Consider the following 23,013-nt stretch of genomic DNA (forward strand, 5'->3'; position numbering starts at 1 on the left):
CCGTCGCGCACAGGGTGCGCTCCTACACAGGACGACAACCTCAATCCTTGGTCACCCGGTCGATCTCGGTGAGGCTGGTAAGCCCCTGCTTCACCTTGAGCAGCGCCGAGGCGCGCAGGTCGTTGATGCCGGCGGCCTTGGCCACCTCGGCGATCTGCAGCGCGTTGCCGCCTTGCAGGATGATCTTCTGGATCTCCTCCAGCATCGGCATCACCTGATAGATGCCCACGCGGCCCTTGTAGCCTTCGTTGCACTCGTCGCAACCTACTGCCTCGTAGAGGGTCAGGCCTTCGTCGATGTCTTTCTGGCTGAAGCCGGCCGCCAGCAGTACCTGGGGTGGCAGGTTCTGCGGCTTCTTGCAGCTGTGCAGGCGGCGCGCCAGACGCTGCGCGATGATCAGGGTGACCGAGGAGGTGATGTTGTACGGCGCGATGCCCATGTTCATCAGGCGCGCAATGGTCTGGGCCGCGTCGTTGGTGTGCAGGGTGGACAGCACCATGTGGCCGGTCTGGGCCGCCTTGATCGCGATCTCGGCGGTTTCCAGGTCGCGGATCTCGCCCACCATGATCACGTCAGGGTCCTGGCGCAGGAACGAGCGCAGCGCAGCGGCGAAGGTCATGCCGCGCTTGACGTTCTGCTGCACCTGGTTGATGCCCTCGACGCGGATTTCCACCGGGTCTTCCACGGTGGAGATGTTGCGCTCGGCGGTGTTCAGCATGTTGAGGCCGGTGTACAGCGACACCGTCTTGCCCGAGCCGGTGGGGCCGGTGACCAGCACCATGCCGTAGGGCTTGTGGATCGCGTCCACGTAGAGTTTCTGCTGATTCGGCTCGTAGCCCAGCTTCTCGATACCGATCTTCGCGGCCGAGCCGTCCAGAATACGCAACACGATCTTCTCGCCAAACAGCGTGGGCAGCGTGCTGACGCGAAAGTCCACCGCCCGGCTCTTGCTGAGGTTGAGCTTGATGCGACCGTCCTGCGGCACGCGCTTCTCGGCGATGTCCAGCTGCGCCATCACCTTCAGGCGCGAGCTGATGCGACTGGCCAGTTTCAGCGGGGGGCTGGCCACTGCGCGGAGCATGCCGTCCAGACGCAGGCGCACGCGGTACTGGTTTTCGAATGGCTCGAAGTGGATGTCCGAGGCGCCGCGCTTGATCGCATCCACCAGGATCTTGTTGACGAACTTCACCACCGGAGCATCGTCGTTGGCGGTGGCGTCGATACCGCCCGGCGCCTCGTCGCCGTCGCCGCCTTCGGTATCCAGTTCCCCCAAGTCGTCGTCGCCCATGTCGGGCATCACGTCGTGCATGCTGCTGAGCGCGACGTCGATCGTGCGGTTGAGCTGGCTGCGCTCGACCAGGATGGGCTCCACCATGCAGTTGGAGTGGAACTTGATCTCCTCCAGCGCATCCAGTTGCATCGGGTCGGCGATGCCCACGAACAGGCGCTTGCCGCGCCGAAACAGCGGCAGCGCACGGTGCTTGGTCAGCAAGGCCTCGCTGATCAGGTTGATGGGCAACTGCGCCGGGTTCAGTGCAGTCACGTCCAGCATCGGCATGCCGAATTCGGCCGACGAGAGGCGCAGCAGCCGCAGCCCGTCCACCAGGTTCTGGTCCAGCAGCCACGAGGTCAGGGTGACGCGTTGCTGGCCGCTTTCCAGCACCGCGCGACGCGCGTCCGCCTCCGGCAGCAAGCCCTCTGCCACCAGCCGGCGCGCGAGCCCGGTCAGTCCCGTGAGCGGTGATTGCATTGCAGATGACATGAGATGACGGTCCCCGTACCCTATGGTACCGAATCTACCCCAGTCTGCCCCGCAGGTCATCCGGGCAGCGCGACCGGCCCGGCAGTCGTGACGCCTGCTTCACGTTATCATCCTCCCCAATTCCGGGGAGCCGACCGTTGAACCGCCTCAGCATCATCCTGCCCGCCAAGAACGAAGCCCCCGCACTCGCCGACCTGCTGCCGCGCCTGCGTGCCGCCCATCCCGAGGCCGAGATCGTCGTAGTGGACGACGGTTCCACCGACGAGACTCCACGGATCTGTGCCGAAGCCGGCGTCGCCTGCTTGTCCTCGCCGTACTCGATGGGTAACGGAGCGGCGATCAAGCGCGGCGCCCGCGCCGCCCGCGGCGACATCCTGGTTTTCATGGATGGTGATGGCCAGCACGATCCGGCCGACGTCGGGCGCCTGCTGGCCAGGCTGGCCGACGGGTACGACATGGTGGTGGGCGCGCGCGACTGGGAAGGGCAGGCCGGCATCGGGCGGGGCCTCGCCAATACGTTCTACAACTGGCTGGCCTCGAAGATGACCGGCCACCCCATCCTCGACCTGACATCGGGATTTCGCGCCGCGCGCGCCGACAAGTTCCGTGAATTCATCTATCTGCTGCCCAACGGCTTCAGCTATCCCACCACCAGCACCATGGCGTTCTTCCGCAGTGCCTTTCCGGTCGCCTACGTGCCGATCAGGGCCGCCGGGCGCGTCGGCAAAAGCCATATCAAGCCGGTGCGCGACGGCTTCCGGTTCCTGCTGATCATCTTCAAAATCGCGACCTTGTATGCGCCACTGAAACTGTTCGCGCCAACCGCCGTCGCGTTCTTCGTGCTTGGCTGGGCATATTGGGCTTATACCTTCCTTGAATTCCATCACCTGAGTCTTATCAGCGTGGCTCTGTGGAGCGCTTCGGTCATCATCTTCCTGATCGGCCTGATCTCGGAGCAGATCACATCGCTGACCTATCGGCGTGACGCCTAGGCCGATCTGCATGATGCGGTCATGAAGAAAATGCGCGTGCTCGCATTGACGACGTCGTATCCGCTGTATCCGGGTAGTTCCGCAGGCGTGTTCGTCCAGAGCCTCTATCGGCGCCTTTCGGGCGAATTCGCGCTGGACGTGGTCTGCCCTGGCGATTCGCGGCTCGCGAAGGCGACGCTTGCCGATGACACCTCGACGGACATCCGCATTCATGCGGTGCGCTACGCCCCCAGGGCGTGGCGCAGGTTGGCGCAGGAGTCTGGCGGGGTCGTTACCGGCCTGCGACGTGCGCCATGGCAGGTAGTGTTGTTGCCGGCGTTGCTGCTCGGCCTGTTCTGGCGTTGCCTGTCGCGCGCGGGCGACGCAGACCTGATCCACGCCAACTGGGCCATCTGCGGAGCCCTGGCGGGTATCGTGGGGCGCCTGCGGGGGAAGCCGGTGATCACCACCTTGCGCGGCAGCGACGTGGCGCGCGCGACGCGCTCGTGGCTGGATCGGGCGGTCCTCGGCCTGGCCGTGCGCAACAGCCGGTTCGTGGTCTGCGTTTCGCAGGCGATGGCCGAGCGGCTGCGCACGCAATTCCCCCATCGCGCGGCCGACATCCATGCCTGCCTCAATGGTGCCGATGAAGCATTTTTCCGGATCGACAGGGCGGCTTCCGGCACTCCCGGTCTGCGGGTGCTGGCCGTGGGCAATCTGATCCGCCTGAAAGGCTTCGATGTGTTGATCGAGGCGATCGCACGCGCACGTCATCGCGAGCAAATGCGCGTATGCATCGTCGGCGGCGGGCCCGAGCGGGAACCCTTGCTCGCCCTGGCGGCGTCACTAGGCGTGTCCCACAGTTTCACGTTTGCCGGAACCGTGCCGGCCAGCGACATGCCGAAACATGTTTCCGAGGCGGATGTGTTCGTTCTTTCCAGCCGTTCGGAAGGACGACCCAACGTCGTCGTGGAAGCGCTGGCCGGCGGCTTGCCGGTGATCTCCACCGATCTGGAGGGTGTGCAGGGAATGGTCAGGAATGGCGACAACGGCTGGCTGGTCGCAGTCTCCGACCCGGAGGCATTGGCTGCCGCGCTGGATCAGGCGGTTGCCGATCGCGCGGAACTTCGTCGCCGTGGCGAACGCGCGCGGGCCTTCGCCTGCGCCCGGATCGGAACGTGGGCAGACACTGCGCGTTGCTACGAGGCGCTGTTCCGGACGGTCTTCACTCCAGGCGGGAGTCCGCGTTCCCCATGTGTGGAATAGCCTATCTTCGGGCCCCGGCGCTTTCATCCGGGGAGCGCCACGAACGCATGGATGCCGCCTTGAAGCGTCTCAGGCATCGGGGCCCCGACGAATCCGGGTGCCTTGCCGGCGGCGATTTCGTGGCGGGACACACGCGGCTGGCGATCATCGACCTCAAGGGCGGTCACCAGCCCATGCGCGATCCGGGCGGGCGCTGGGTCCTGGTATTCAACGGCGAGATCTACAACTACCGGGAGCTTCGGGCGCAGTTGGCCGGGCGATGGAATTTCCGGGATGACAGCGACACCGAAGTGGTGCTGGCCGGGCTGGTCACGGAAGGGGCACGGTTTGTCGAGCGTCTGGACGGCATGTGGGCGTTCGTGCTGCACGATGCCGCCACGGGCGACGTGTTGCTGTCCAGGGACCGTTTCGGCAAGAAGCCGCTGTATTACCGCTGCGGGCACGGCATGTTCGCCTGTGCCTCCGAATTGCCGGCACTGGCGGCGCTGGTCCCGGATGCGGTTCCCGCGGAAGATGCCGCAGGCATCGCGGATTATTTCCGCTACGGCTACACGCTGCCCGGAACGACCTGCCTGGCAGGCGTCAGGGAAGTGTTGCCGGCACACACGCTGCGGCTGCGCGCGGACGGCTCCATCGCCCAGGAACGCTATTGGGCGCCATCGGTCGAACCCTGGACCGGCAGCTTCGACGAGGCCGCCGGGCAGGTCCGCGAGCTGCTGACGCAAGCGGTGCGCAGGCGCCAGCTGGCGTCCGATGTCGAAGTCGGGGCGTTCCTTTCCGGCGGCGTCGACTCGACGACCGTGTGCGCGCTTGCGCAGGAATCCGGATTCGGAAGGCTGCGCACGTTTACGGCGGGGTTCGCCGAGCCGACCTTCGACGAACGCGCGCCGGCGGCGCGGGCGGCAGCCGAGCTGGGTACCCTGCACACCGCCGAAGAGATCAAGCCGGATATCGCGGCCACCCTGGCGACGGAACTCCCGCGACGCATGGGCCAGCCGTTCGGCGATTCCTCCCTGGTTCCCAGCGCGCTGGTCGCCTCGGTGGCGGCCCGCCACGTCAAGGTGGTGCTGACGGGCGATGGCAGTGACGAAATCTTCGGGGGCTACGCCAGGTACGCGGGACGCCTGCTGCGCCAGCGGTACCGTCGGCTGCCGGCCCCGTTGCGCTCTATCGTCGAGCGCGGCGTGCTGTCGACGCCCGAGCCCTACGCACACCACAGCGGCAGTTTCCTGAAGCGCGCGCATCTTTTCGTGCGGCTGGCGCGGGAGGACCGGGATGCCTACATCGGGCCGCCGGCCATCCGCAAGGAGACGCTGGCGCAACTGGTGCCTGGGCTTGGCGCGGGGAACCCGATGCCCGATCTGCCGTGGCCCGACGACCCGGACGAACTCAGGCATATGCTCTTGATGGATTGCCTGGTCTACCTGCCCCAGGACATCCTGCAGAAAGTCGATCGCGCGACGATGATGTTTTCGCTCGAGGCCCGTAGCCCGTTCCTGGACAGGGAGCTTTTCGAATTCGTGATCAGGCTGCCCTGGCAATGGCACTTTTCCCGGCTGCGCGGGAAGCGGTTGTTGCGTGCGGCGATGCAGGGTCGCGTGCCGGATTTCATCTGGGACCGCCGCAAGCAGGGATTCGCCTCGCCGGTCAGTCACTGGCTGCGGAACTGGCTGGGAGACGATCTGCTGGCGCTGACGGATTCGGGGGATACCGGAGTCGTGGATGCGGCTGGGTTGCGCATGCTGCTGCGCGAGCACCGCGCGGGGCGTGCCGATCATTCGCAACCCCTGTGGCTGGCGTATTCCTATCTGCGCTGGCGCGCAGACGCCTGCGGTTGACACGGTGACTGCCCGCGCCGAGCGCATAATGCTGGTCCTGCCTAGCCTCGAGCGAGGCGGCGGAGAGCGCGTGTTGCTGCAACTGGCGCGATCATTCCTGGCCGCTGGGCGGGAGGTGCATGTGGCCACCTTGCTTGGCGGTGGTCCGCTGCGCTCGGATGTACCTGACTCCGCAGTCCTGCATGAACTGGTCGATCCCGGTCATGCCACCAGGGGGCTCGCGTTGGCGAGCCGGGCATTTCCCGGTTTGGTATCGCTCCTGCGCGCGGTCCGGCCGCATGCCGTACTGAGTACGATGACGGGTACCAATTTGCTGACGGCCACGGCATGCATGCTGGCGCATGGTCGTGGGCGCCTCGTCCTCCGCGAGGCGTCCAGCATCGTCAATACGCGCAGCGCCATCAAGCGCGTGGCCATGCGCTGGTTGTACCGGAGAGCCCATACCGTCGTCGCCGTCTCGAACGGGGTCGCGGAGGATTTGCGCGGCATCGGCGTGCCGGATGCCCGCATCCGCGTCATACGCAATCCGGTGGACCAGGAACGGTTGCACCACCTCGCGGCTGTCGGCCCCATGTTGCCGGGAGTCGAGGCCAGGCCTTATGTCATCGCACTGGGGCGTTTGACGGCGGCCAAGGATTACCAGACCTTGTTGCGGGCGTATGCGGGCAGCAAATTGCGGCGCAGCCATCTTCTGCTGGTCGTTGGCGAGGGCGAGCAACGTGTCATGCTGGAAGGCATTGTGCGTGACCTTGACCTTGGCGATTGTGTGCTGCTTCCGGGGGCACTGGACAACCCGTTTCGAGTGCTGGCGGATGCTGCGTTGCTGGTGCTGTCGTCTCGCTGGGAAGGTTATCCGAATGTATTGCTCGAGGCCCTGGCGCTGGATGTGCCGGTGGTCGCCACGGACTGCACGCACGGTCCACGGGAGATTCTCGGCGGTGGTCGTTATGGTCGCCTTGTGCCCGTTGGTGACACCAAAGCGTTGACCCATGCAATGGACGAAGGGGTAGAACGGCCATCATTCGGGTCCGAAGCAGTTCTCGCCGCCCACAATCCTCTGGCGGCGGAGTCGGACTACCTGGCGTTGCTGGATGGCATGTGCATGATCGGTCGCTAGCAACGTCGCCCCTGCGCGCGAAGTCGCGCGGTTTGAGCGCCGCGCAACGCGATCATAGAGGCGGTCTTCGAAGTGCATTGTGGCTGGCACTTCACAATCACAAGGTCATGTGCGCTCGATTGTAACAGTGGAGCCGTGCTTGATGATTCTTGCCGGAACACCTACCGCCACGGCATTGCTGGGTACGTCGGTGAGGACAACGGCGTTTGCACCTATCCGCACGTTGTCTCCTATCGATATTCCGCCGAGGAGCTTTGCGCCCGTGCCAATGACACAGTTATTGCCGACTTTGGGTTGTGCATTGCCCGACGGATCTTCGGTGTCCTTGTTTCCAAAGGTGACAGAGTTGAATACTTTGCAGTTCTCGCCGATGACCACGTCCGATCCGATAACGATATCCTGGCCGTGCATGACGTGAAAGTAGCGACCGATCTTTGCTTTGCATGAGATGTCGCTCGCGTATACGACACGGATAAGGTACTCGGTCATGGCGCCAACGACGTTACCTGGCGCGCCTAGGTAGGATCGGCTCCAGCAGCCGAATCTAATCAAAACGGTCATGTGAAACGTATGGGTACACAGCGCGGCCTTGAATGCACGAAAACCTTTGGCGTGGTTTGTTATGGCCGACAGGTCCGAACGGATATAGTCAAACATCGCGAACCCGCAGTGCGTGCATGAAATAAAGTCCACGGAGGAAATACAGCACGCCTGCAAAACTGAACGTTTGAACGAACGTCAGGAGGAACATCAGCCAAGTCGACCTGGCTTGGCGTAGGTCCGCCACGAGGTACGTCAAAGCGGCTGCATTCGTGCGTGCGCGGAGCTTCGGATATTTGCGGGAAAACAGCAAAAAGCATTCACGCAAAACATCTCGTGTTTCTCGGCCCTGCGAGGAGATCCCTATGCCTGATCGATATACCCCGTAGTATCCGTCGGCGGCAAATCGTGCGTATCCATCTCTTATTTGTTCTACATTGGCGTAATAATCGACGATCGGAAACGATGGGGTCGCGTAGTGACGGACTGACTTCCTGTACATCTTGGAGCTGTTCAAGCCTACGGCTATGAATTGCAGTATATCGCCCCGGTCAAGTCGTATGTGTGAGAGCTTGTCGCCGGAAAGATGTGGCGGCCCGTTGTGGAGCTTTTCATCGTTTACCAAGATCTGCATGCGATGCCAGACGATGTTGCATCCTGGGTCGGCATCCAAAATCCGCGCCTGACTTTGCAGTTTTCCGGGCAGGCAGTAGTCGTCGCCATCCACGTGCGCGATGTATTCTCCCGTCGCTTGGTCGTGTGTGACTTTGTAATTCGCGCCAGCGCCTATGTTCCTTTCATGGAATAGTGGTTTCACTATTCCTGCGTACCGTTCAGCAAATTCCGACACGATGGCGCGTGTGCCATCGGTCGAGCAGTCGTCACCCACGATCACTTCGAAGTCGAAATCGGTTTCTTGATCGACAATGCTCTGCAGGCATTGTCGAATATATTTTTCTTGATTATAGGTGGCGACACAAACAGAAACCTTTGGCGTGTCGGAGGGCTGGTTTTTGCGTTTAAGCGACATCGCGTTTTGCTCGGCGCAACATGGTGAGTTGATGGAGGAGTGTCAGGCGATCGGCAAGCAGGTAGGTCAGTATCATCATGGCGATGCTGGCGGCGGCGAGTTCCGCGGCGAGCCACGTACGGTTCTGACTCCAGGCAATCCACCACATGGTGGCCGTAGCAACTATAAGTGCAGGTATGGAAGGTCGCGCGACGTCCCGCAACAGCCAGCCCCAATGCAGGTCGGGTGCGAAGCGGTGGTGCACCATGGGCGTCCACAGCAGAAAGTAAATAATGTTGGAGGCCAGCCATGCCCAGCCGGTACCGATCATCCCATAGTGAATGGCAGACCAGACGATGGATGGAATCAGCAGCGCGGCGAAAAAGATGTTACCGATGAGGTGAAGGCGCAGGTTGCCCTTGGCGTACTGCAGGTAGTAGGGAAATGCGCCCACGGTGAGAATGCCGTAGCCAATGGAATACAAACGGAGCACGGTTGCCACCTTGTCCACGAGCACCGTATTGCCTGTCCATGCCCACAACACCTGATGTGGGAAAAATGCCAGCACCAGTGTGATCGGAATCGTAGTGACGACGATCAGCTGTGTTGCCTTGCGGTAAGTGGCGATCAACTGCGTGTGGTCCCCTCGGGCTTCGAGGTTCGTCATTCGCGGCATGATCGCATTGCTGACGGGGCCGGAAACAATCATCAGCCCGCTGGCCACGAGGATGGCGGCTGTGAAGTAGCCATAGTCCGCCAACGGTAACAGTCTGGAAAGTACCAGCTGGTCCGACTGTGTTACGAACACCCACACCGTGGAAGTAAAGGCGATAGTGAGCGCAAAGCCAATCACTGGCTTGAGTGGAGTCCAGTCCCATTCCAGCTTTTGATCGTGAGGTACGTGGGGCAGCAAACGGCTACTCATCCACATCAATCCGATGATCTCGAACGCAGCCGCGCCCAGCTGGAAGCCGAAAAACACGGTCGGCGTTGCACTCACCAAGATCAATACGGGTACTACGGCAACGAAGCGCAACGTTGCAACCAGCGACGTAAAGCCACTGAGCCACACTTGGTGTTCTGCGCCCATCACCGCGCCGCGATACAGGCCCCCCATCCAGCGCAGTGCCACAATAATGGCGATCATCTGAAGGCATGACGCCACTTCGCCGAGCGGCATGGACTTGGCTTTCAACCAATGTCCGCCAACCCAATGCGCGGAGACGAACAACAGCCCCCCGCCAAGCAAGGCTACCGCGAAGAAAATGCCCTCCAGCGTGCGCACCAGCCGCCGATAATCCAGCGCACTCAGCCCACCGCCATGAAAACGCGCGGTTTCGTGCGCCATGGTCGGCGTAAGCCCCATGTCCAGAACATTGAACCAGCGTTGCAGCATCGCATAAAAACCAACCAGGCCGTAAGCCTCGGCCCCCAGGTACTTGAGATACAGTGGCACGAGTGCCACGCCGATGATGGCGATGTAGCCTTGGCTAAGGTAGTTGGCGGCGAGATTATGCTTGAGTGACAAGGTATCGTACCGCTATTTGGACAGCGGGCGTGCGGGGTTACCCACAACCGTTACGCCAGGAGGAACGTCCTTAGTAACAACCGCACCCATGCCAACTACTGCACGCGAGCCAATGACAAGGGGCTTTTCGTACGTTCCCTGCTTGATTACTGAACCTGCACCGATAAACGCATAATCACCAATATGTACATGGCCACCGCACCTCACCCCTGGCGCGAACGTAACATAATTACCGATGATGCAGTCGTGCGTAACGGATGAATACGGATTCGCGTGGAAGAACTTTCCGATTCTTGCGTTAGAAGTTACCAGGCAATTGGGAGAAAGGACGACGCCTTCGCCGATCTGGTTCTCTTCGAGAATAATCGCATTTTGTGAAATGACGGCAATAGGTCGGGCCCGGCTGCTTATCAGTTCAACGACTTTTGCGCGCGCGTTGCCGTCCCCGATAGCGACATTGAAATAGCGGTCGTCCGGCAGGGCAAGGAATGCGTCCAGCGAAATGAGTGGGCGGCCGTTGCACACCGGTTGCTTGGGTTCCCAGGTCTCAATGAAGTAGACCTTTACTTCCGCTTCTCGAACACCCAGTTGTCGGGCGACGCTTTGGGTTGCGTAAGGCATGACCTCGCGCCCGAAGCCGCCAGCGCCAACCAGCCCAAAATGGATTGTCATGTAACACCAGGCCCGTCGATCACGATCGTGGCGACTCTTTGAACATCTGCGTCGGTCAAGGCCGGGAATATGGGCAGACAAAGCACCTTGTCGGCGGCGGCGGCCGCAACTGCGAGATTGTCGCGTCCCGCCGAGGGCAGGCCACGGTACATAGGGAAGTCCGCGATCAACGGGTAAAAGTAGCGGCGTGTAAAGATGTGGCGATTTTTCAGTGCCCGATACAGCGCGTCGCGGCTCATTGGGTAGTCCGGTTCGATCAGAATGGGGAAATAGGCGTAATTGGCGATACGCTGACCTGCTTGCGGCAGGCAGCGAATGCCCTTCACGCCATCGAATGCTTCGCGGTAGAGAGCGTCGATGGCCGCGCGGCGGCGCAGGATTTCCGGCATGTGCTTGAGCTGAAGGAGGCCGAAAGCAGCGTTCACTTCGCTCATCTTGGCATTGATGCCTGGCGCGACCACGGTGGTTTCGTCCACGAATCCGAAGTTCTTGAGGTGGTCGATGTGCTGCTTGGTCTTGGCATCGTGGCAGACGATCGCGCCGCCCTCGAACGTGTTGAATACCTTGGTGGCGTGGAAGCTGAGCACGGAGAGGTCGCCGTGGCGGAGCACGCTACCCTCATCGTCCTGCACGCCGAATGCATGTGCAGCGTCATAGATGACGCGCAGGTTGTAGTTGTCGGCGATCTTCTGGATCGCTTCGACGTTGCAGGGATTACCGTAGCAATGCACCGGCAGGATGGCCGTGGTGTTAGGCGTGATGGCGGCCTCGATCTTCTCCGGATCTAGGTTTAGCGTACGGGGCTCTATATCGACGAATACAGGTTTGTTGCCGCGCCAAAGTAGCGAATGGGCGGTGGCAACGAACGAATACGGTGTGGTGATTACTTCACCGGAGACGCGCAACGCTTGCAGGGCGGTGATGAGCGCAAGCGTGCCGTTGGCGAACAACGCCACGTGCTTGACCCCGAGATGCTCGCACAGCGCTTCCTCCAGCTGCTGATGGAAAGGTCCGCCGTTGGTAAGCGTATGGCTTTGCCATATGCGCTCAAGATACGGAGCGAATTCCTCTAGCGGAGGCAAGAACGGCTGCGTGACGTAGATAGGATTGTCGGGCAAAAAGGCGCCTCCGCTGGGTGCTTCAGATCATTCTTATCTGACTCTGGGGATATGGTAGTGGTGTCGTCGGGGGCGGCAAACATCTCCCTGGGACCCACATGCGTTCCTGCGGCAGCTCGGGTACAGCCTTTTGGGTTCATGCGGCCCGCCGAGTTACGACGCGGCAAGGCCGCCCTCGCCCTGCTTGATGAACCCGGTGACCTGCTCCTTGGGGCTCGTCTTCATGCCCACTCACTGCGATCGATGGACTTTGTGGCTTCGCCTGATACGGCCATGCAGGGCGCGTCAGTACGCATTGCCGGTCGTGCCGCTATGGCCCGGTACTTTGGACATGCCTGGTAACGCGCGCAATTCAGAAAGGTTTCGGCTCAACCGGTTGCCTACATTCAAACGATAAAGTGGTTGAAGCGCTTCGTGTGCCTGGTCGATATTGCCGGCCGCGACCAGCATGCGTACTAGAGTAATGCGATAGGCAGGTTCATCCGGAGCGTCCTTCACGGCACCCTCGATCATGCGGAGCCCCAAGGCGTGGTCATTCAGTGCGTTCCATGCATAGTCGCCGTAGGTGGCCTGCAATCGCGCGCTGGGCCCGGGGTGATCCAGCGCGGCCTCGAAGGCCTGCACCATGCGGTCGGTGGGCAGGGGGCAGGCACCATCCCGGGCGCATTGGGCCAGCGCAGCCAATGAGCTTTCGTCTTGCACCCCGGGTTTCCGCGCCTTGAGCTTGGCGACCATGCTGTCCCACCACTGCGGCTTGAGTGGCAGGCCCATGCGCGAATTCATGAAGATCAGCGCCTGCTGCGGCAGGATCGACGACTCCGGGAAGCCCGCGGCCTTTTCCAACGGGGCATAGGCCAACCGCGTATACGGCGAGGCCGGGTCGTAGTGCGAGTAGATGATGTAAGTACGGCCCAGTTCGTACTGGGCACGGGGAGAATCCGGCGCCCGCGCTGCCAGTTGCTGGGCCAGCCGCAACGGATCGCCCCAGGCATAAGCCGTAGCCGCGGTCAATCCGCACCACCACAGGAACAGGCAGGCCAGCAGCGTGCGTCGCGGCAGCAGCCAGCGGTGCCGGGGTGCGGATGGCTGCGCAGCCCCGGATGGGATCGCCGCCAGCCAGGGAACCACGGCCAGCAGCACGCCGAGGCTGGCGAAGTAGTTGCGGTGCTCGTAGACCAGTTCCAACGCGATGATCGTGCCGGTCATCACATGACAGCCCAGGCACAGGGCGATTCCGAGCGCCACCAGCGGTTGCCGCCGGCGCAGCCCGAACACCAGCGCGACCAGCGCGGCGATTCCGAGCAGACCGAACAGGGTTGTCCACGGCGACAGCAAGCCGGTCGAGACGCGGAACTGGTCGTGATAGAAGGACAGTGCCTGCGGCGTGGGCAGCAGCGTCCAGATGATGTAGTCGCAGACAATGCGCGCTTCGCTCAGCAGGCGCGTGCCCAAGGTGAAGTCGCGCGTGGCCCAGCTGGCGGCATTCAGCACGTTGGGCAGCAACCAGGTCAGTCCAGCCAGCAGTGGCAAGACCAGTACCGCCAGGAACAAGACCGCGATCCGCCAATCCTTGCGGGAGCGCGCCCCGCGAGCGGCCAGGCCCTCGCCTGATGCGTTATCGCGCACTGGGTGCGCCCCTGCGGCGCGAGACGCACAGTCGAAGCGGAACACAATCCATTCGACCAGAAAGGCATACAGCGGCAGCATCGCCGCCGTTTCCTTGGCCAGCAGGCCGGCCAGGGAGGCCAGGATGAGGCTTGCGGCGCAGAGCGCAAGGCCAAACCACCCGCTGCCCTCGCGGGAGCGGAGCATGTGTCGCCGTGCAGCCACATATCCCGCCAGCCCCAGCAGCACGAACAGGTTGGCCATGCTCTCCTCGCGCTGCACCACATACAGCACGGCGGTAAGGTTGATGGGCAGCAGCATCCAGGCCGCCGCGATCAGCGCGGCGACGATGTCCGATCGTCGTCTCTCTCCTTCATTTGCCAGTGGGCAAGAGGGTGAGGGCGCCGCCAACAGCAACATGCTTGCGAGCAGGAACACCAGCACGCCGTTGAGCAGGTGCACGACGAGATTGAACAGCTTCCAGCCCCAGGGATTCAGCCCGCCGGCCAGGTAGTTCGCGGCGAAGCTCAGCGAGGCGAGCGGCCGCTTGAATTCGCTGGCCGGCGACGAGAGCGCGGCGCGCACCAGCGCCGGTACGCTGACTCCGTGCGGTTGCACGCCGGGGTTGTCAACGATGTTGGGGTAATCGTCGAACAGCCAGCCCCCGGAGAGGCCGGGCCAGTAGACCGCCGTAGTGATCAACAGTGCGATCGGCAGCAACCAGCGCATCACGGGTGTCTTTGGGGAGTGGATCATGTCGTCACGGCGAGGGATGGATACTCCATTTTGCCGCATGACTTCATTGGCCTGGCTATCCGGCCTTGTCTGTGGATTTGCCCGCTGCATCCTTGCGCATGTTTTCGATCTCGGCGATGTCAGCTGCATTGATCGCGCGATCGTCCACCAAAAGGCGTCGCAGCAGTGGCAGGCGGCTGTAGTCCGTCTGGCGCAAGACATCGATGGCTTGGTCGTACAGACCGGCGCTGACGAGGTACTTGGCTTCCAAGCGGGGAATGTTGGCGTCCGGATCGTTCCGGTAAGCAGCCTTGAGTTCATGGATCGCCATGTCGAGGTTACCCTGGCTGACGGCCCAGTAGTGCTTCTGGTAGTGCAGGAATCCCGCGGCGATACCGTTGTCGCGGTAAGCGGGGTTGGCCAGCATCGTATCGGCCAGTTTCAGCCAGTTCCTAGGTGTCAGCGCAGAACATTGCCCATTGGCTGCGAACAGTCGCAGCGGTTCCATGCCCTCCGTACCGCCACGGTCATAGGGTGCCGTTCGCAGCATCGCATCCAGTCCATTCAAGTCGATCTCGGTGAGGCTGCCCTGCTTGCATTGGACGAACGCGCGATTGATGGCCAGCGAGGCATCGTCCGGATGACGCCTCGCAGCTTGGTCGAGTACCTGCAGTGCCGGAACCAGTTGGCCGTGCTTGTAGAGCCGCTCCGCCAGATAGGTCTGGGCCCGCACCGAGTTTGGTTGATCGTTGGCCCACGTCAGCGCCAGGCTGTCCTCCGAGGCATAGGCGCGGGCGCTCAACCAGGTGGTGAAGCCGCAGGCTAGCAGCCACACGCCCGCGAGTGCGAGCGCCATGCGTTGCAGCCGCCCTTGGTGCATGCGCGTCACGGCCAGCGCTAGAGCCATCACGGGGCCGATCAGCGGCATGTAGTTGCGGTGCTCGAAATACAGTTCGAGCGTGATCGTGGAGCTTTCCAGCATTTGGCCGCCGAGGTACCAGAGCACGGCCAGTGCAAACAGCGGCCATCGTCGCAACCCGGTCATGGCGGCAACCAGTGCGCCAAGCAGTGCCAGCAGTGCAGGCAAGGTGGTCCACGGCGAAAGCAGGTTGCGCGATACGGTGTAGCCGTCGTGGTACAGACCGTATCGGCCAAAATGCGGCAGGAAAATCTTATCCAGATAATTGAACAGGATGCGCGGTTCGGTCAGCAGTCGCTGCCCCACGGTGAAGTCACGGGCGCCTTGGTGCCCCCACTCGACCGGCAGGATCCATAGCAGGAAGCCGATCACAAACAGCACCGCCGGCCAGATCAGCAGGCCGCGCAGCCAGGCCAGCAGGGGTGGCAGGCGTTGCACGTCGGCGCGCAGCAGGGTGGCATCCAGCACCAGCGCATACAGCGGCAGCAGGATGCCATTTTCCTTGCTCAGGTAGGCCAGCACCATGCATGGTCCCAGTCCGAGCGCCATCCAGACGCCACGGCGCCATGCAGGCAGAGAGGTTTCCAAGAGGCCGCGCAAGTAGGCCAGCAGGCCCAGCAACGTAAAAAGACCCGTCAGCAAAGTCATGCGTTGCACGACGAGCACGACGCCGGAAAGTTGAATCGGGTTAAGCAGCCATGCCGCGGCCGCCAGACAGGCGGCCAGCCAGGCACGGCGGTCTCGTTCGTCAGGCGCTATCTGATCGGACAGCCAGTGGCGCGCGACTCGCCGAACCAGTGCAAACACCAGCACGCCGTTGAGCAAGTGGATGCCTACGTTGACCAGCCGGAACGGGAACGGATGATCCGGCCAATCGGCCTTCTGCAACAGAAAGCTCAGCATCGCCACCGGTCGGCCGGGGAACTGGCGCGGCTGCGAAAGGTAGATGCCTAGGTCGCGCCAGCTCGAGACGTGGTCGATGCTGGCCAGTGCCGCGAGATTGGGGAAGTCGTCGAACAGGAACGGGCCGTGCATCGCCGGCCAGTACAGGGCGGCGCAAATTACCAGCGTGATTGTCAGCGCAAGTAGCGCGCGCGTGCGTGTAGGCATCTGGGGCTGGGGCTGAATGTTTGGGCCGGCGACATCATCGCACAGCCACACCGCCACAGACGGCGCTTGGCGCCGTCACTGGCAGGTGGCAGGCAAGTACATCGCATTCGCATCACTACTGCATTGCCAGTTACTGTTGCCACCACTGCCACCGCCGGACATGGTGAAGGTGACTTCCTTGCCGCGCAGTTGCTGCGAAACCGTATTGCTGCGCATCAGCGCGGTGATGGCGCAGCCACCGGCGACGGGGGCAAGGCTGACGCCGGCAACGTATTGGCCGCTGTAGCTGGTGCCTGCTGCGAAGCCACCCGAGCCCAGCGTCGGGCAGGCCCCGGTCTGGGTGTAGTACTCCGACACGTCGGACTTGAGGCCATCGGCCACGGTGAAGGCCTCGCTCAACTGCGATTTGGCGATGGAATTGGCGTACACGGTGATCGCGAGGCTGGCGAGGATGGCGATGATCGCCACCACGATCATCAACTCGATCAAGGTAAAGCCGCGTGCATGCTTCATGTTGGTATGGCCCCCTGGATACAGTCACAAAGCGAAGCAAGTGGCGGGCCAGACGCATTCCTCGACTGCGCAGTGCCTCACAAAAAAGCCCCTCGCGAGGAGGGGCTTTGGATCCAGGCAAGTATCACCCGTGCGCTGCGATTACTGACAGGCCTGCGGCTTGTACTGAGAGGCAATGCTACTGGCGCAAACCCAAGAGAACGTACCGCCGTTGTTGGTGCCGGCGAACGTCACGGTCTTCCCTTGGAGCGGCTTGGAGACGGATGCACTGTTCACGAAAGTCACTGTGATGGTGCAGTTCGCCGGGGCGGCGCCGGCGGCGACGGTCGCCGAGGCCACATACTTGCCGGCGTAGCTCGCACCGGCGGAGGCAAGGCCGCCTGCTAGCGCACCCGCACCGCCAACCGTTGGGCAGCTGCCGGTCTGGTTGTAGTACTCCACGATCGGCGTCTTCAGGCCATCCGCCACCGTCTGCGACTCGGAGAACTGCGACTTGGTGATGTAGTTCTGGTACTGCGGGATGGCGATGGCCGCCAGGATGGCGATGATCGCGACCACGATCATCAATTCGATCAGGGTGAAGCCTTTCTGCATGGTCTTCATGGTGGTTCCTTCTGTTGGCTAGCTAGCTGTTGTGGCCCCCTGGGTTCCGGCCCCGATACCCCCTAGGCGGGATCGAACCCCATCACGACATGGTCAGGAACGACCAGGAAGCTGGCGGAATCGAAGCATCTAACATGCCACGACCACCGCGCCCATATTGCCTCATGCCGCGGCGCTTGTGTGTTGTGCATGCGGTCACGAAAGCCCGGCACGGGTAGTGTGGAAGCCTGGATACGTGCGCTTGCCGGCACTTCGGGTGCTCTGGGAAGCCTGGTCATTTGGGGCAGCATGTGACGCAATTTGTCAGCTTGCAGCCACTTGAGGTGACGCGGGCCATCAAAAATGCCTGCTCTGTGCTTCACCGGCTCGGCCAAGACAGCCGTCAACCGTCCGCCAGCTTGCACCGCATTCCCGGTGTGCTTACCTTGCCCCTCAACCTTCACCTGGGGAACGACCATGAAGCAAGCCCTGACGGCCGTGTTGCTGCTGGCGCTGGCGGCGTCGCCCGCGTTCGCGGCGGACACCGGCACGGTGGCGCCGACCGACACCGCGATCACGCTGGACCACGCGCCGCATCCATTCAACGTGCGCGACCTGGTGATGATGGACCGGGTAAGCGATCCGCAGCTTTCGCCGGACGGTCGCTACGCCGCCTACAGCCTGCGCAGCACGGACTACGCGGCGAACAAGGGCGTCAACGCGATCTACGTGCTGGATCTGACGCGGGACGGGGCAAGCCCGGTGAAGCTGGTGAACATGGCGGCTTCCTCGCCCCGCTGGTCGCCGGATGGGCGCAGCGTGTACTTCCTCGCCTCGGTGCAGGGCGTGACCCAGCTGTGGCGGCGCGGCGTGGGTGATCTGGTGGGCGGTGGCCATCGTCCGCCCACCAGCTTCGCGCCGGTGCAGGTGAGCCACGGGCCGCTGGATGTGCAGGTGTACAAGCTGGCGCCGGACGGTGGCAGCGTGTTGCTGTCCTACGCGGTGTTCACCGACTGCGGCACGCTGGCCTGCAGCAAGGGCAGGCTCGATGCCCGCGCAAAGGACAAGGCCACCGGCACGCTGTACAGGAAGCTGTTCGTGCGGCACTGGGACACCTGGTCCGACGGAACGCGCAACCAGCTCTACCTCGGCCGCTTCGATGCGCGGGGCCAGTTGCCCGCGGAGCCGACCCTGCTTTCGCGCGGCATCGACGGCGACATCCCCAGCAAGCCGTTCGGGGATGACAGCGAGTTCGCGTTTTCGCCCGACGGCAAGACGGTGTACTTCGACGTGCGCATCGCGGGCAACAGCGAGCCATGGTCCACCAACTTCGACATCTACAAGGTGCCGGCCGATGGTTCGGCCGCACCGGTGAACCTCACCGCCGCGAACAAGGCTTGGGATGCCTGGCCGGTGCCTTCGCCGGACGGCAGGACGCTGTACTACCTGGCGCAGAAGACGCCGGCGTTCGAATCCGACCGCTTCGCCATCATGGCGCTGGACCTGGCCACCGGCGCGAAGCGCGAAGTCGATCCGCAGTGGGATCGTTCGCCGGGCGGCATGGGCATCTCCGCCGACGGCAGGACGCTGTACGTCACCGCCGATGACGAGGGCCAGCATCCGCTGTTCGCGGTGGATACGGCCAGCGGCGCCGTGCGGCAACTGGTCGGCGACGGCGAGGTGGAGGGCTGGTCGTTGGCCGGCCCGCGCCTGCTGCTGGCGCGCAACGATCTCAAGCACCCCACCGATCTCTACACCGTGGGCACCGGCGGCAAGGATCTCCGGCAGGTCACCCGCTACAACGCCGACCTGCTGAAGAACGCGCACGAGGGCGATTTCGAGTTCTTCACCTTCAAGGGCTGGAACGACGAGCCGGTGCAAGGCTATGTGGTGAAGCCCGTGGGTTACCGGCCCGGCAGGAAGTACCCGGTGGCCTTCATCATCCACGGCGGTCCGCAGGGTGCGATGACCAACAGCTGGAGCTACCGCTGGAACCCGCAGACCTACGCGGGACAGGGCTTCGCAGTGGTCACCATCAACTTCCACGGCTCCACCGGCTACGGCCAGAAGTTCACCGACTCCATCTCGGGCGACTGGGGCGGCAAGCCGCTGGATGACCTCAAGCTGGGCTGGAGGGCGGCCTTGGCGAAGTACAGCTTCCTGGACGGCAACCGTGCCTGCGCGCTGGGCGCCAGCTACGGCGGCTACATGACCTACTGGATCGCCGGCGTGTGGAACAAGCCGTGGAAGTGCTTTGTCGACCACGACGGCGTGTTCGACACGCGCATGATGTACTACGCCACCGACGAGCTGTGGTTCGAGGAGCATGAGAACGGCGGCCCGCAGTACGAGGTGCCGGCCAACTACGAGAAGTTCAACCCGCTCAACCACGTCAAGGATTGGCGCGTGCCGATGCTGGTGGTGCATTCCGGCCACGACTTCCGCATCCCGCTGAGCCAGGGCCTGGGCGCCTTCACCGCGCTGCAGCGCCGCGGCATCCCCAGCGAATTCCTCACCTTCCCCGACGAAAGCCACTTCGTGCTGAAGCCGCACAACAGCGTGCTGTGGCACGACACGGTGAACGCCTGGCTGAAGCAGTGGACGGCGGAGCCGGCGACCAAGTAGAGCAGGGAAAGCACCCCTCCCCGACCCTCCCCTGCAAGCAGGGGAGGGAGCATGGCGCGGCACTTCAATCTCCTCCCCCTGCTTGCAGGGGGAGGTCGGGAGGGGGTTAAGCTTTCTCCCTAGCGAATGGCAAGGACCAGCCATGCAACGCAAATGGGAACGTGCCGTCAGCTGCGCCATGCAGCCACCGACGCCGAACGACACCTGTGGCGCCATCTGCGCCACGAGCAGCTCGGCGGTTTCAAGTTTCGCCGGCAGTATCCGCTAGCTGGCTACATAGTCGATTTCGCCTGCATTCCGGCGCGGCTCGTGGTGGAGCTCGACGGTGGCCAGCATCTCGATGCGGCCGACTACGAAGCGGAGCGCACATGTGCCATCGAGGCGCTGGGCTATCGGCTGTTGCGTTTCTGGAACGACGAGGTGCTGCTGCGCACCGATGTCGTGCTGGAGGAGGTGTTTAGGCATCTGGAAGTACAGGGCAGTTGTGAAGCGACCCCACCCCAGCCCTCCCCTGCAAGCAGGGGAGGGGGCAGACCGTGCCATGCGAGGATTCCCCCTGCATCCAGAGGCTTTGCACATCTCCTCTCCAAGCTCGCAGAGGTTTCGCACTTCTCATTCCCTGTTTGCAGAGAGCCCGTACTTTCCCTGCTTGCAGAGCGAGCTTTCGTCCCATCCCCCTGCTCGCAGGGGGGAGGTCGATAGGGGTGACCCTACAACCACTTGGCCCGCTTCAATCCGATATAGATGCCGCCCACCACGCAGACCACCACGCCGATGATGAGCGGGTAGCTCCAGGGCTTGGCGAGCTCGGGCATGTGGGTGAAGTTCATGCCGTACCAGCTGGTGATGAGGGTGGGGGCGGCGAGCATCGCGGCCCAGCCGGCGAGCTTCTTCATCACCTCGTTCTGGCCGAAGGTGACCAGCGACAGGTTCACGCTGATCGCCGCGGTGAGCATCTCGCGCATCGAGCTGATGGCGTCGTTCACGCGCGTCACGTGGTCGTGCACGTCGCGGAAGTAGGCGCGCAGCTCGTCGGGGATCAGCTGCGGATGCAGCCGCACCAGCTGGCTGATCACGTCCTGCAGCGGCGACACCGCGAGGCGCAGCGTCATCAGGTCGCGCTGCATGTCGTACAGCCGCCGCACGGTATCGCGGTTGAAACTGGCGGCGAAGATGTCCTGCTCCAGCTCCTGCAGCTCCTCGCGGAAGTCGCGCACGATCGGCATCAGGTTGTCGACGATGAAGTCGAGCACGCCGTACAGGCCGTAGCTCGGCCCCAGCGACAGCAGGCGCGGCGCGTGCTCGCAGCTGCGCCGCGCGGGCGTGTAGGAGAGCGAGGCGCCATGGCGCACGGTGACCAGGTAGCGCGCGCCCAGGAAGATGTGCGTCTCGCCGAACGCAATGTGGCCGCCGGTGAGCTGGGCGGTCTGCACCACGATGAACAGGGAGTCGCCGTACGCCTCGATCTTGGTGCGCTGGTGCGCGCTCTGCGCGTCCTCGATCGCGAGGTCGTGCAGGTCGAACTCTTCCTGCAGCTTCAGCAGCAGCGCCGCATCCGGCTCGTGCAGGCCCACCCACACGAAGGTGTCGGGTTCCTTCAGCACCTCGCTGATCGCCTCGATGCCCACGTCGCCGATGCGGCTGCCGTCGTTGCGATAGGCCACGCAGTTGACCACCATACGGGTGTCGGTGTCGCTGGATGTATCGGGCGCCGGCGCTCTCATGAGCGAATGATGCCGCGCGGGTCGTGAGGTGGCAACGAAGATGCCTGTTGTAGGAGTGCACCCTGTGCGCGAATGCCATGGTGTACCGATCAAGGCCAGGAACATTCGCGCACAGGGTGTGCTCCTACGCAGCCCGCCGCAGGCTCCATGCCAGCGCCGCCCATACCGGCAGGGCGAACAGGATCCAGGGCTGGTTCTGCTGCACGGTGCCGGGCAGCAGGTGCAGCAGCACGGCGACGAGCGCGGCGGCCAGCTGCAGGACCAGGGCGGCGTTGGCGAGGCGCGACGGCGCGAGGCGGTGGCGGGCACGCCACACCGCGCGCAGCAGCAGGAAGGCGAGCGGACTGAACAGCAGCAGGTTCGCGTTGGCCCACGCGGAGTGGTGGCTGGTGAGCGTCCACAGGGTCAGCAGCAGCAGGCCGACCAGCCCGGCGACGACGAGGTAGAGGGTGGCGAGCAGGGCGTGGAGGAGTCGCGCGCGGCGCGCGGTGATCGCGAGCACGCCGGCGAACGCGAGCCCGGCTGCACCCAGGGGCAGGCGCAGGTCGGGTGCCTGCGCCGGCGGCACCGCCAACCGGTTGGGCGAGAGCAGTTCTTCGTCCTGCACCAGCGGCTGCATGCCGCCGTGGCCGTCGGGCACGCGGATACCGCGCAGGTTGGTCTGCAGCTCGTAGGGCAGGAAGCTTTCGCTCCAGGCGTTCATCGGCTGGTCGGCGTAGGGACCGAGGCCGAGGTCGAGCAGCAGCATCAGCCAGGGCTGCGCGCTCATCAGGCGGTCGGTCTGCTGGCGGTAGCTCATGCCGCCGGCCTGGGTGGCGAGGTGCGCCTTGAGGATGCCGCCCAGCGCCTTGTCCAACGCGTCGCGCACGCGGGTGGTGCAGTTGTCGATGTAGTAGTCGTAGTTGTAGCCGGCGTTCGCGGGCCGCAGGTTCCACAGCAGGAAGTCGCGCAAGGCGGCGGCCTGCGCCGGCGTGAACGCGAGGCGCTGGCGGGTGATCGAGCGGCCCACGTCGACGTAGTAGCTCTCCTCGTCGCCGGTGGACTCGGCATCCATCAGGTAATGCATGCGGCCGCGCGCGAAGTTGAGGAAGAAGTTCTTCTCGTTGAAGTCGAACACCCCGTAGTTGAAGTTCACCGCCTCGCCGCTGACGGTGTCGCGCAGCTCGATCGCGTCGTGGCCGAAGCGTTCCCAGTAGATATCGCCCGGGCCGTAGGTCACCAGCGAGACTTCCAGGTTCGCACCGGGAGCGTTCGCGACGCCGGCGCGGGCCGAGGCGACGGTCAGCAGGAGCAGGGCGAGCAGGGATAGCAGCTTGGCTAAGGGCGGCATGATTGTCCGTATTCGTAGGAGCGCAGCCCGTGCGCGAATGACCCGGCGA

18 protein-coding genes are annotated in these 23,013 nt (G+C 63.4%); 6 read left to right on the plus strand and 12 right to left on the minus strand.

The annotated features are described in order from the left end of the window. Positions 1 to 40 precede the first annotated feature (40 nt). Complete coding sequence (gene pilB / locus AC2EWF_RS01220; protein ID WP_483637534.1) at positions 41 to 1,762, minus strand: type IV-A pilus assembly ATPase PilB; 1,722 nt, start codon at positions 1,760 to 1,762, stop codon at positions 41 to 43. Between the two features lie 137 nt (positions 1,763 to 1,899). On the opposite strand from pilB, the gene AC2EWF_RS01225 reads away from it, so the two are divergent. From AC2EWF_RS01225 to AC2EWF_RS01240, 4 genes are read left to right on the plus strand one after another with little or no spacing between them, the layout of a single operon-like run. Further along, on the plus strand, positions 1,900 to 2,754 hold the full coding sequence (locus AC2EWF_RS01225) for a glycosyltransferase family 2 protein (RefSeq protein WP_483637535.1): 855 nt from the start codon (positions 1,900 to 1,902) through the stop codon (positions 2,752 to 2,754). Between the two features lie 21 nt (positions 2,755 to 2,775). Next, positions 2,776 to 3,999: a glycosyltransferase gene (locus tag AC2EWF_RS01230; RefSeq protein ID WP_483637536.1), complete on the plus strand. Its 1,224-nt coding sequence runs from the start codon at positions 2,776 to 2,778 to the stop codon at positions 3,997 to 3,999. Positions 4,000 to 4,046: 47 nt separating this feature from the next. Then, complete coding sequence (gene asnB / locus AC2EWF_RS01235; protein ID WP_483637537.1) at positions 4,047 to 5,837, plus strand: asparagine synthase (glutamine-hydrolyzing); 1,791 nt, start codon at positions 4,047 to 4,049, stop codon at positions 5,835 to 5,837. A gap of 28 nt (positions 5,838 to 5,865) precedes the next feature. Continuing rightward, a complete protein-coding gene (locus AC2EWF_RS01240; RefSeq protein WP_483637538.1) occupies positions 5,866 to 6,954 on the plus strand; it encodes a glycosyltransferase in 1,089 nt (362 codons plus the stop codon). A gap of 105 nt (positions 6,955 to 7,059) precedes the next feature. Here the strand turns inward: AC2EWF_RS01240 and AC2EWF_RS01245 are convergent, their stop codons facing one another. The 9 genes from AC2EWF_RS01245 to AC2EWF_RS01285 form a co-directional block, all read right to left on the minus strand. Further along, complete coding sequence (locus tag AC2EWF_RS01245; protein WP_483637539.1) at positions 7,060 to 7,611, minus strand: serine O-acetyltransferase; 552 nt, start codon at positions 7,609 to 7,611, stop codon at positions 7,060 to 7,062. Beyond that, positions 7,604 to 8,524 (minus strand): glycosyltransferase family 2 protein, encoded by a 921-nt coding sequence (locus AC2EWF_RS01250; protein ID WP_483637540.1) that lies wholly within the window; start codon positions 8,522 to 8,524, stop codon positions 7,604 to 7,606. The genes AC2EWF_RS01245 and AC2EWF_RS01250 overlap by 8 nt, the downstream gene beginning before the upstream one ends. Further along, positions 8,514 to 10,031, minus strand: coding sequence for an oligosaccharide flippase family protein (locus tag AC2EWF_RS01255; protein WP_483637541.1), 1,518 nt, complete (start codon positions 10,029 to 10,031; stop codon positions 8,514 to 8,516). The genes AC2EWF_RS01250 and AC2EWF_RS01255 overlap by 11 nt, the downstream gene beginning before the upstream one ends. A gap of 12 nt (positions 10,032 to 10,043) precedes the next feature. Beyond that, on the minus strand, positions 10,044 to 10,703 hold the full coding sequence (locus AC2EWF_RS01260) for an acetyltransferase (protein ID WP_483637542.1): 660 nt from the start codon (positions 10,701 to 10,703) through the stop codon (positions 10,044 to 10,046). Then, entirely contained in the window at positions 10,700 to 11,821 is a 1,122-nt protein-coding gene (locus AC2EWF_RS01265) for a DegT/DnrJ/EryC1/StrS aminotransferase family protein (protein ID WP_483637543.1), read from the minus strand. Before AC2EWF_RS01265 ends, AC2EWF_RS01260 begins: the two co-directional genes overlap by 4 nt. A 285-nt stretch (positions 11,822 to 12,106) precedes the next feature. Beyond that, a complete protein-coding gene (locus tag AC2EWF_RS01270; protein ID WP_483637544.1) occupies positions 12,107 to 14,155 on the minus strand; it encodes a tetratricopeptide repeat protein in 2,049 nt (682 codons plus the stop codon). Positions 14,156 to 14,237: 82 nt separating this feature from the next. Next, positions 14,238 to 16,190, minus strand: a complete 1,953-nt coding sequence (locus AC2EWF_RS01275) for a tetratricopeptide repeat protein (protein ID WP_483637545.1) — start codon at positions 16,188 to 16,190, stop codon at positions 14,238 to 14,240. 75 nt (positions 16,191 to 16,265) lie between these two features. Next, positions 16,266 to 16,703 (minus strand): pilin, encoded by a 438-nt coding sequence (locus AC2EWF_RS01280; protein WP_483637546.1) that lies wholly within the window; start codon positions 16,701 to 16,703, stop codon positions 16,266 to 16,268. Positions 16,704 to 16,844: 141 nt separating this feature from the next. Further along, on the minus strand, positions 16,845 to 17,306 hold the full coding sequence (locus tag AC2EWF_RS01285; protein ID WP_483637547.1) for a pilin: 462 nt from the start codon (positions 17,304 to 17,306) through the stop codon (positions 16,845 to 16,847). Between the two features lie 456 nt (positions 17,307 to 17,762). Between AC2EWF_RS01285 and AC2EWF_RS01290 the strand changes: the two genes are divergently transcribed. After that, positions 17,763 to 19,910: a prolyl oligopeptidase family serine peptidase gene (locus AC2EWF_RS01290; RefSeq protein ID WP_483637548.1), complete on the plus strand. Its 2,148-nt coding sequence runs from the start codon at positions 17,763 to 17,765 to the stop codon at positions 19,908 to 19,910. 153 nt (positions 19,911 to 20,063) lie between these two features. Beyond that, a complete protein-coding gene (locus AC2EWF_RS01295; RefSeq protein ID WP_483638237.1) occupies positions 20,064 to 20,612 on the plus strand; it encodes an endonuclease domain-containing protein in 549 nt (182 codons plus the stop codon). Positions 20,613 to 20,620: 8 nt separating this feature from the next. Here AC2EWF_RS01295 and AC2EWF_RS01300 read toward each other — a convergent pair whose 3' ends face one another. Beyond that, complete coding sequence (locus AC2EWF_RS01300) at positions 20,621 to 21,634, minus strand: magnesium and cobalt transport protein CorA (RefSeq protein ID WP_483637549.1); 1,014 nt, start codon at positions 21,632 to 21,634, stop codon at positions 20,621 to 20,623. Positions 21,635 to 21,758: 124 nt separating this feature from the next. Further along, positions 21,759 to 22,964, minus strand: coding sequence for a lipoprotein N-acyltransferase Lnb domain-containing protein (locus AC2EWF_RS01305; protein ID WP_483637550.1), 1,206 nt, complete (start codon positions 22,962 to 22,964; stop codon positions 21,759 to 21,761). Between the last annotated feature and the right edge of the window lie 49 nt (positions 22,965 to 23,013).

The sequence above is a fragment of the Rhodanobacter sp. sgz306013 genome (assembly GCF_057031145.1).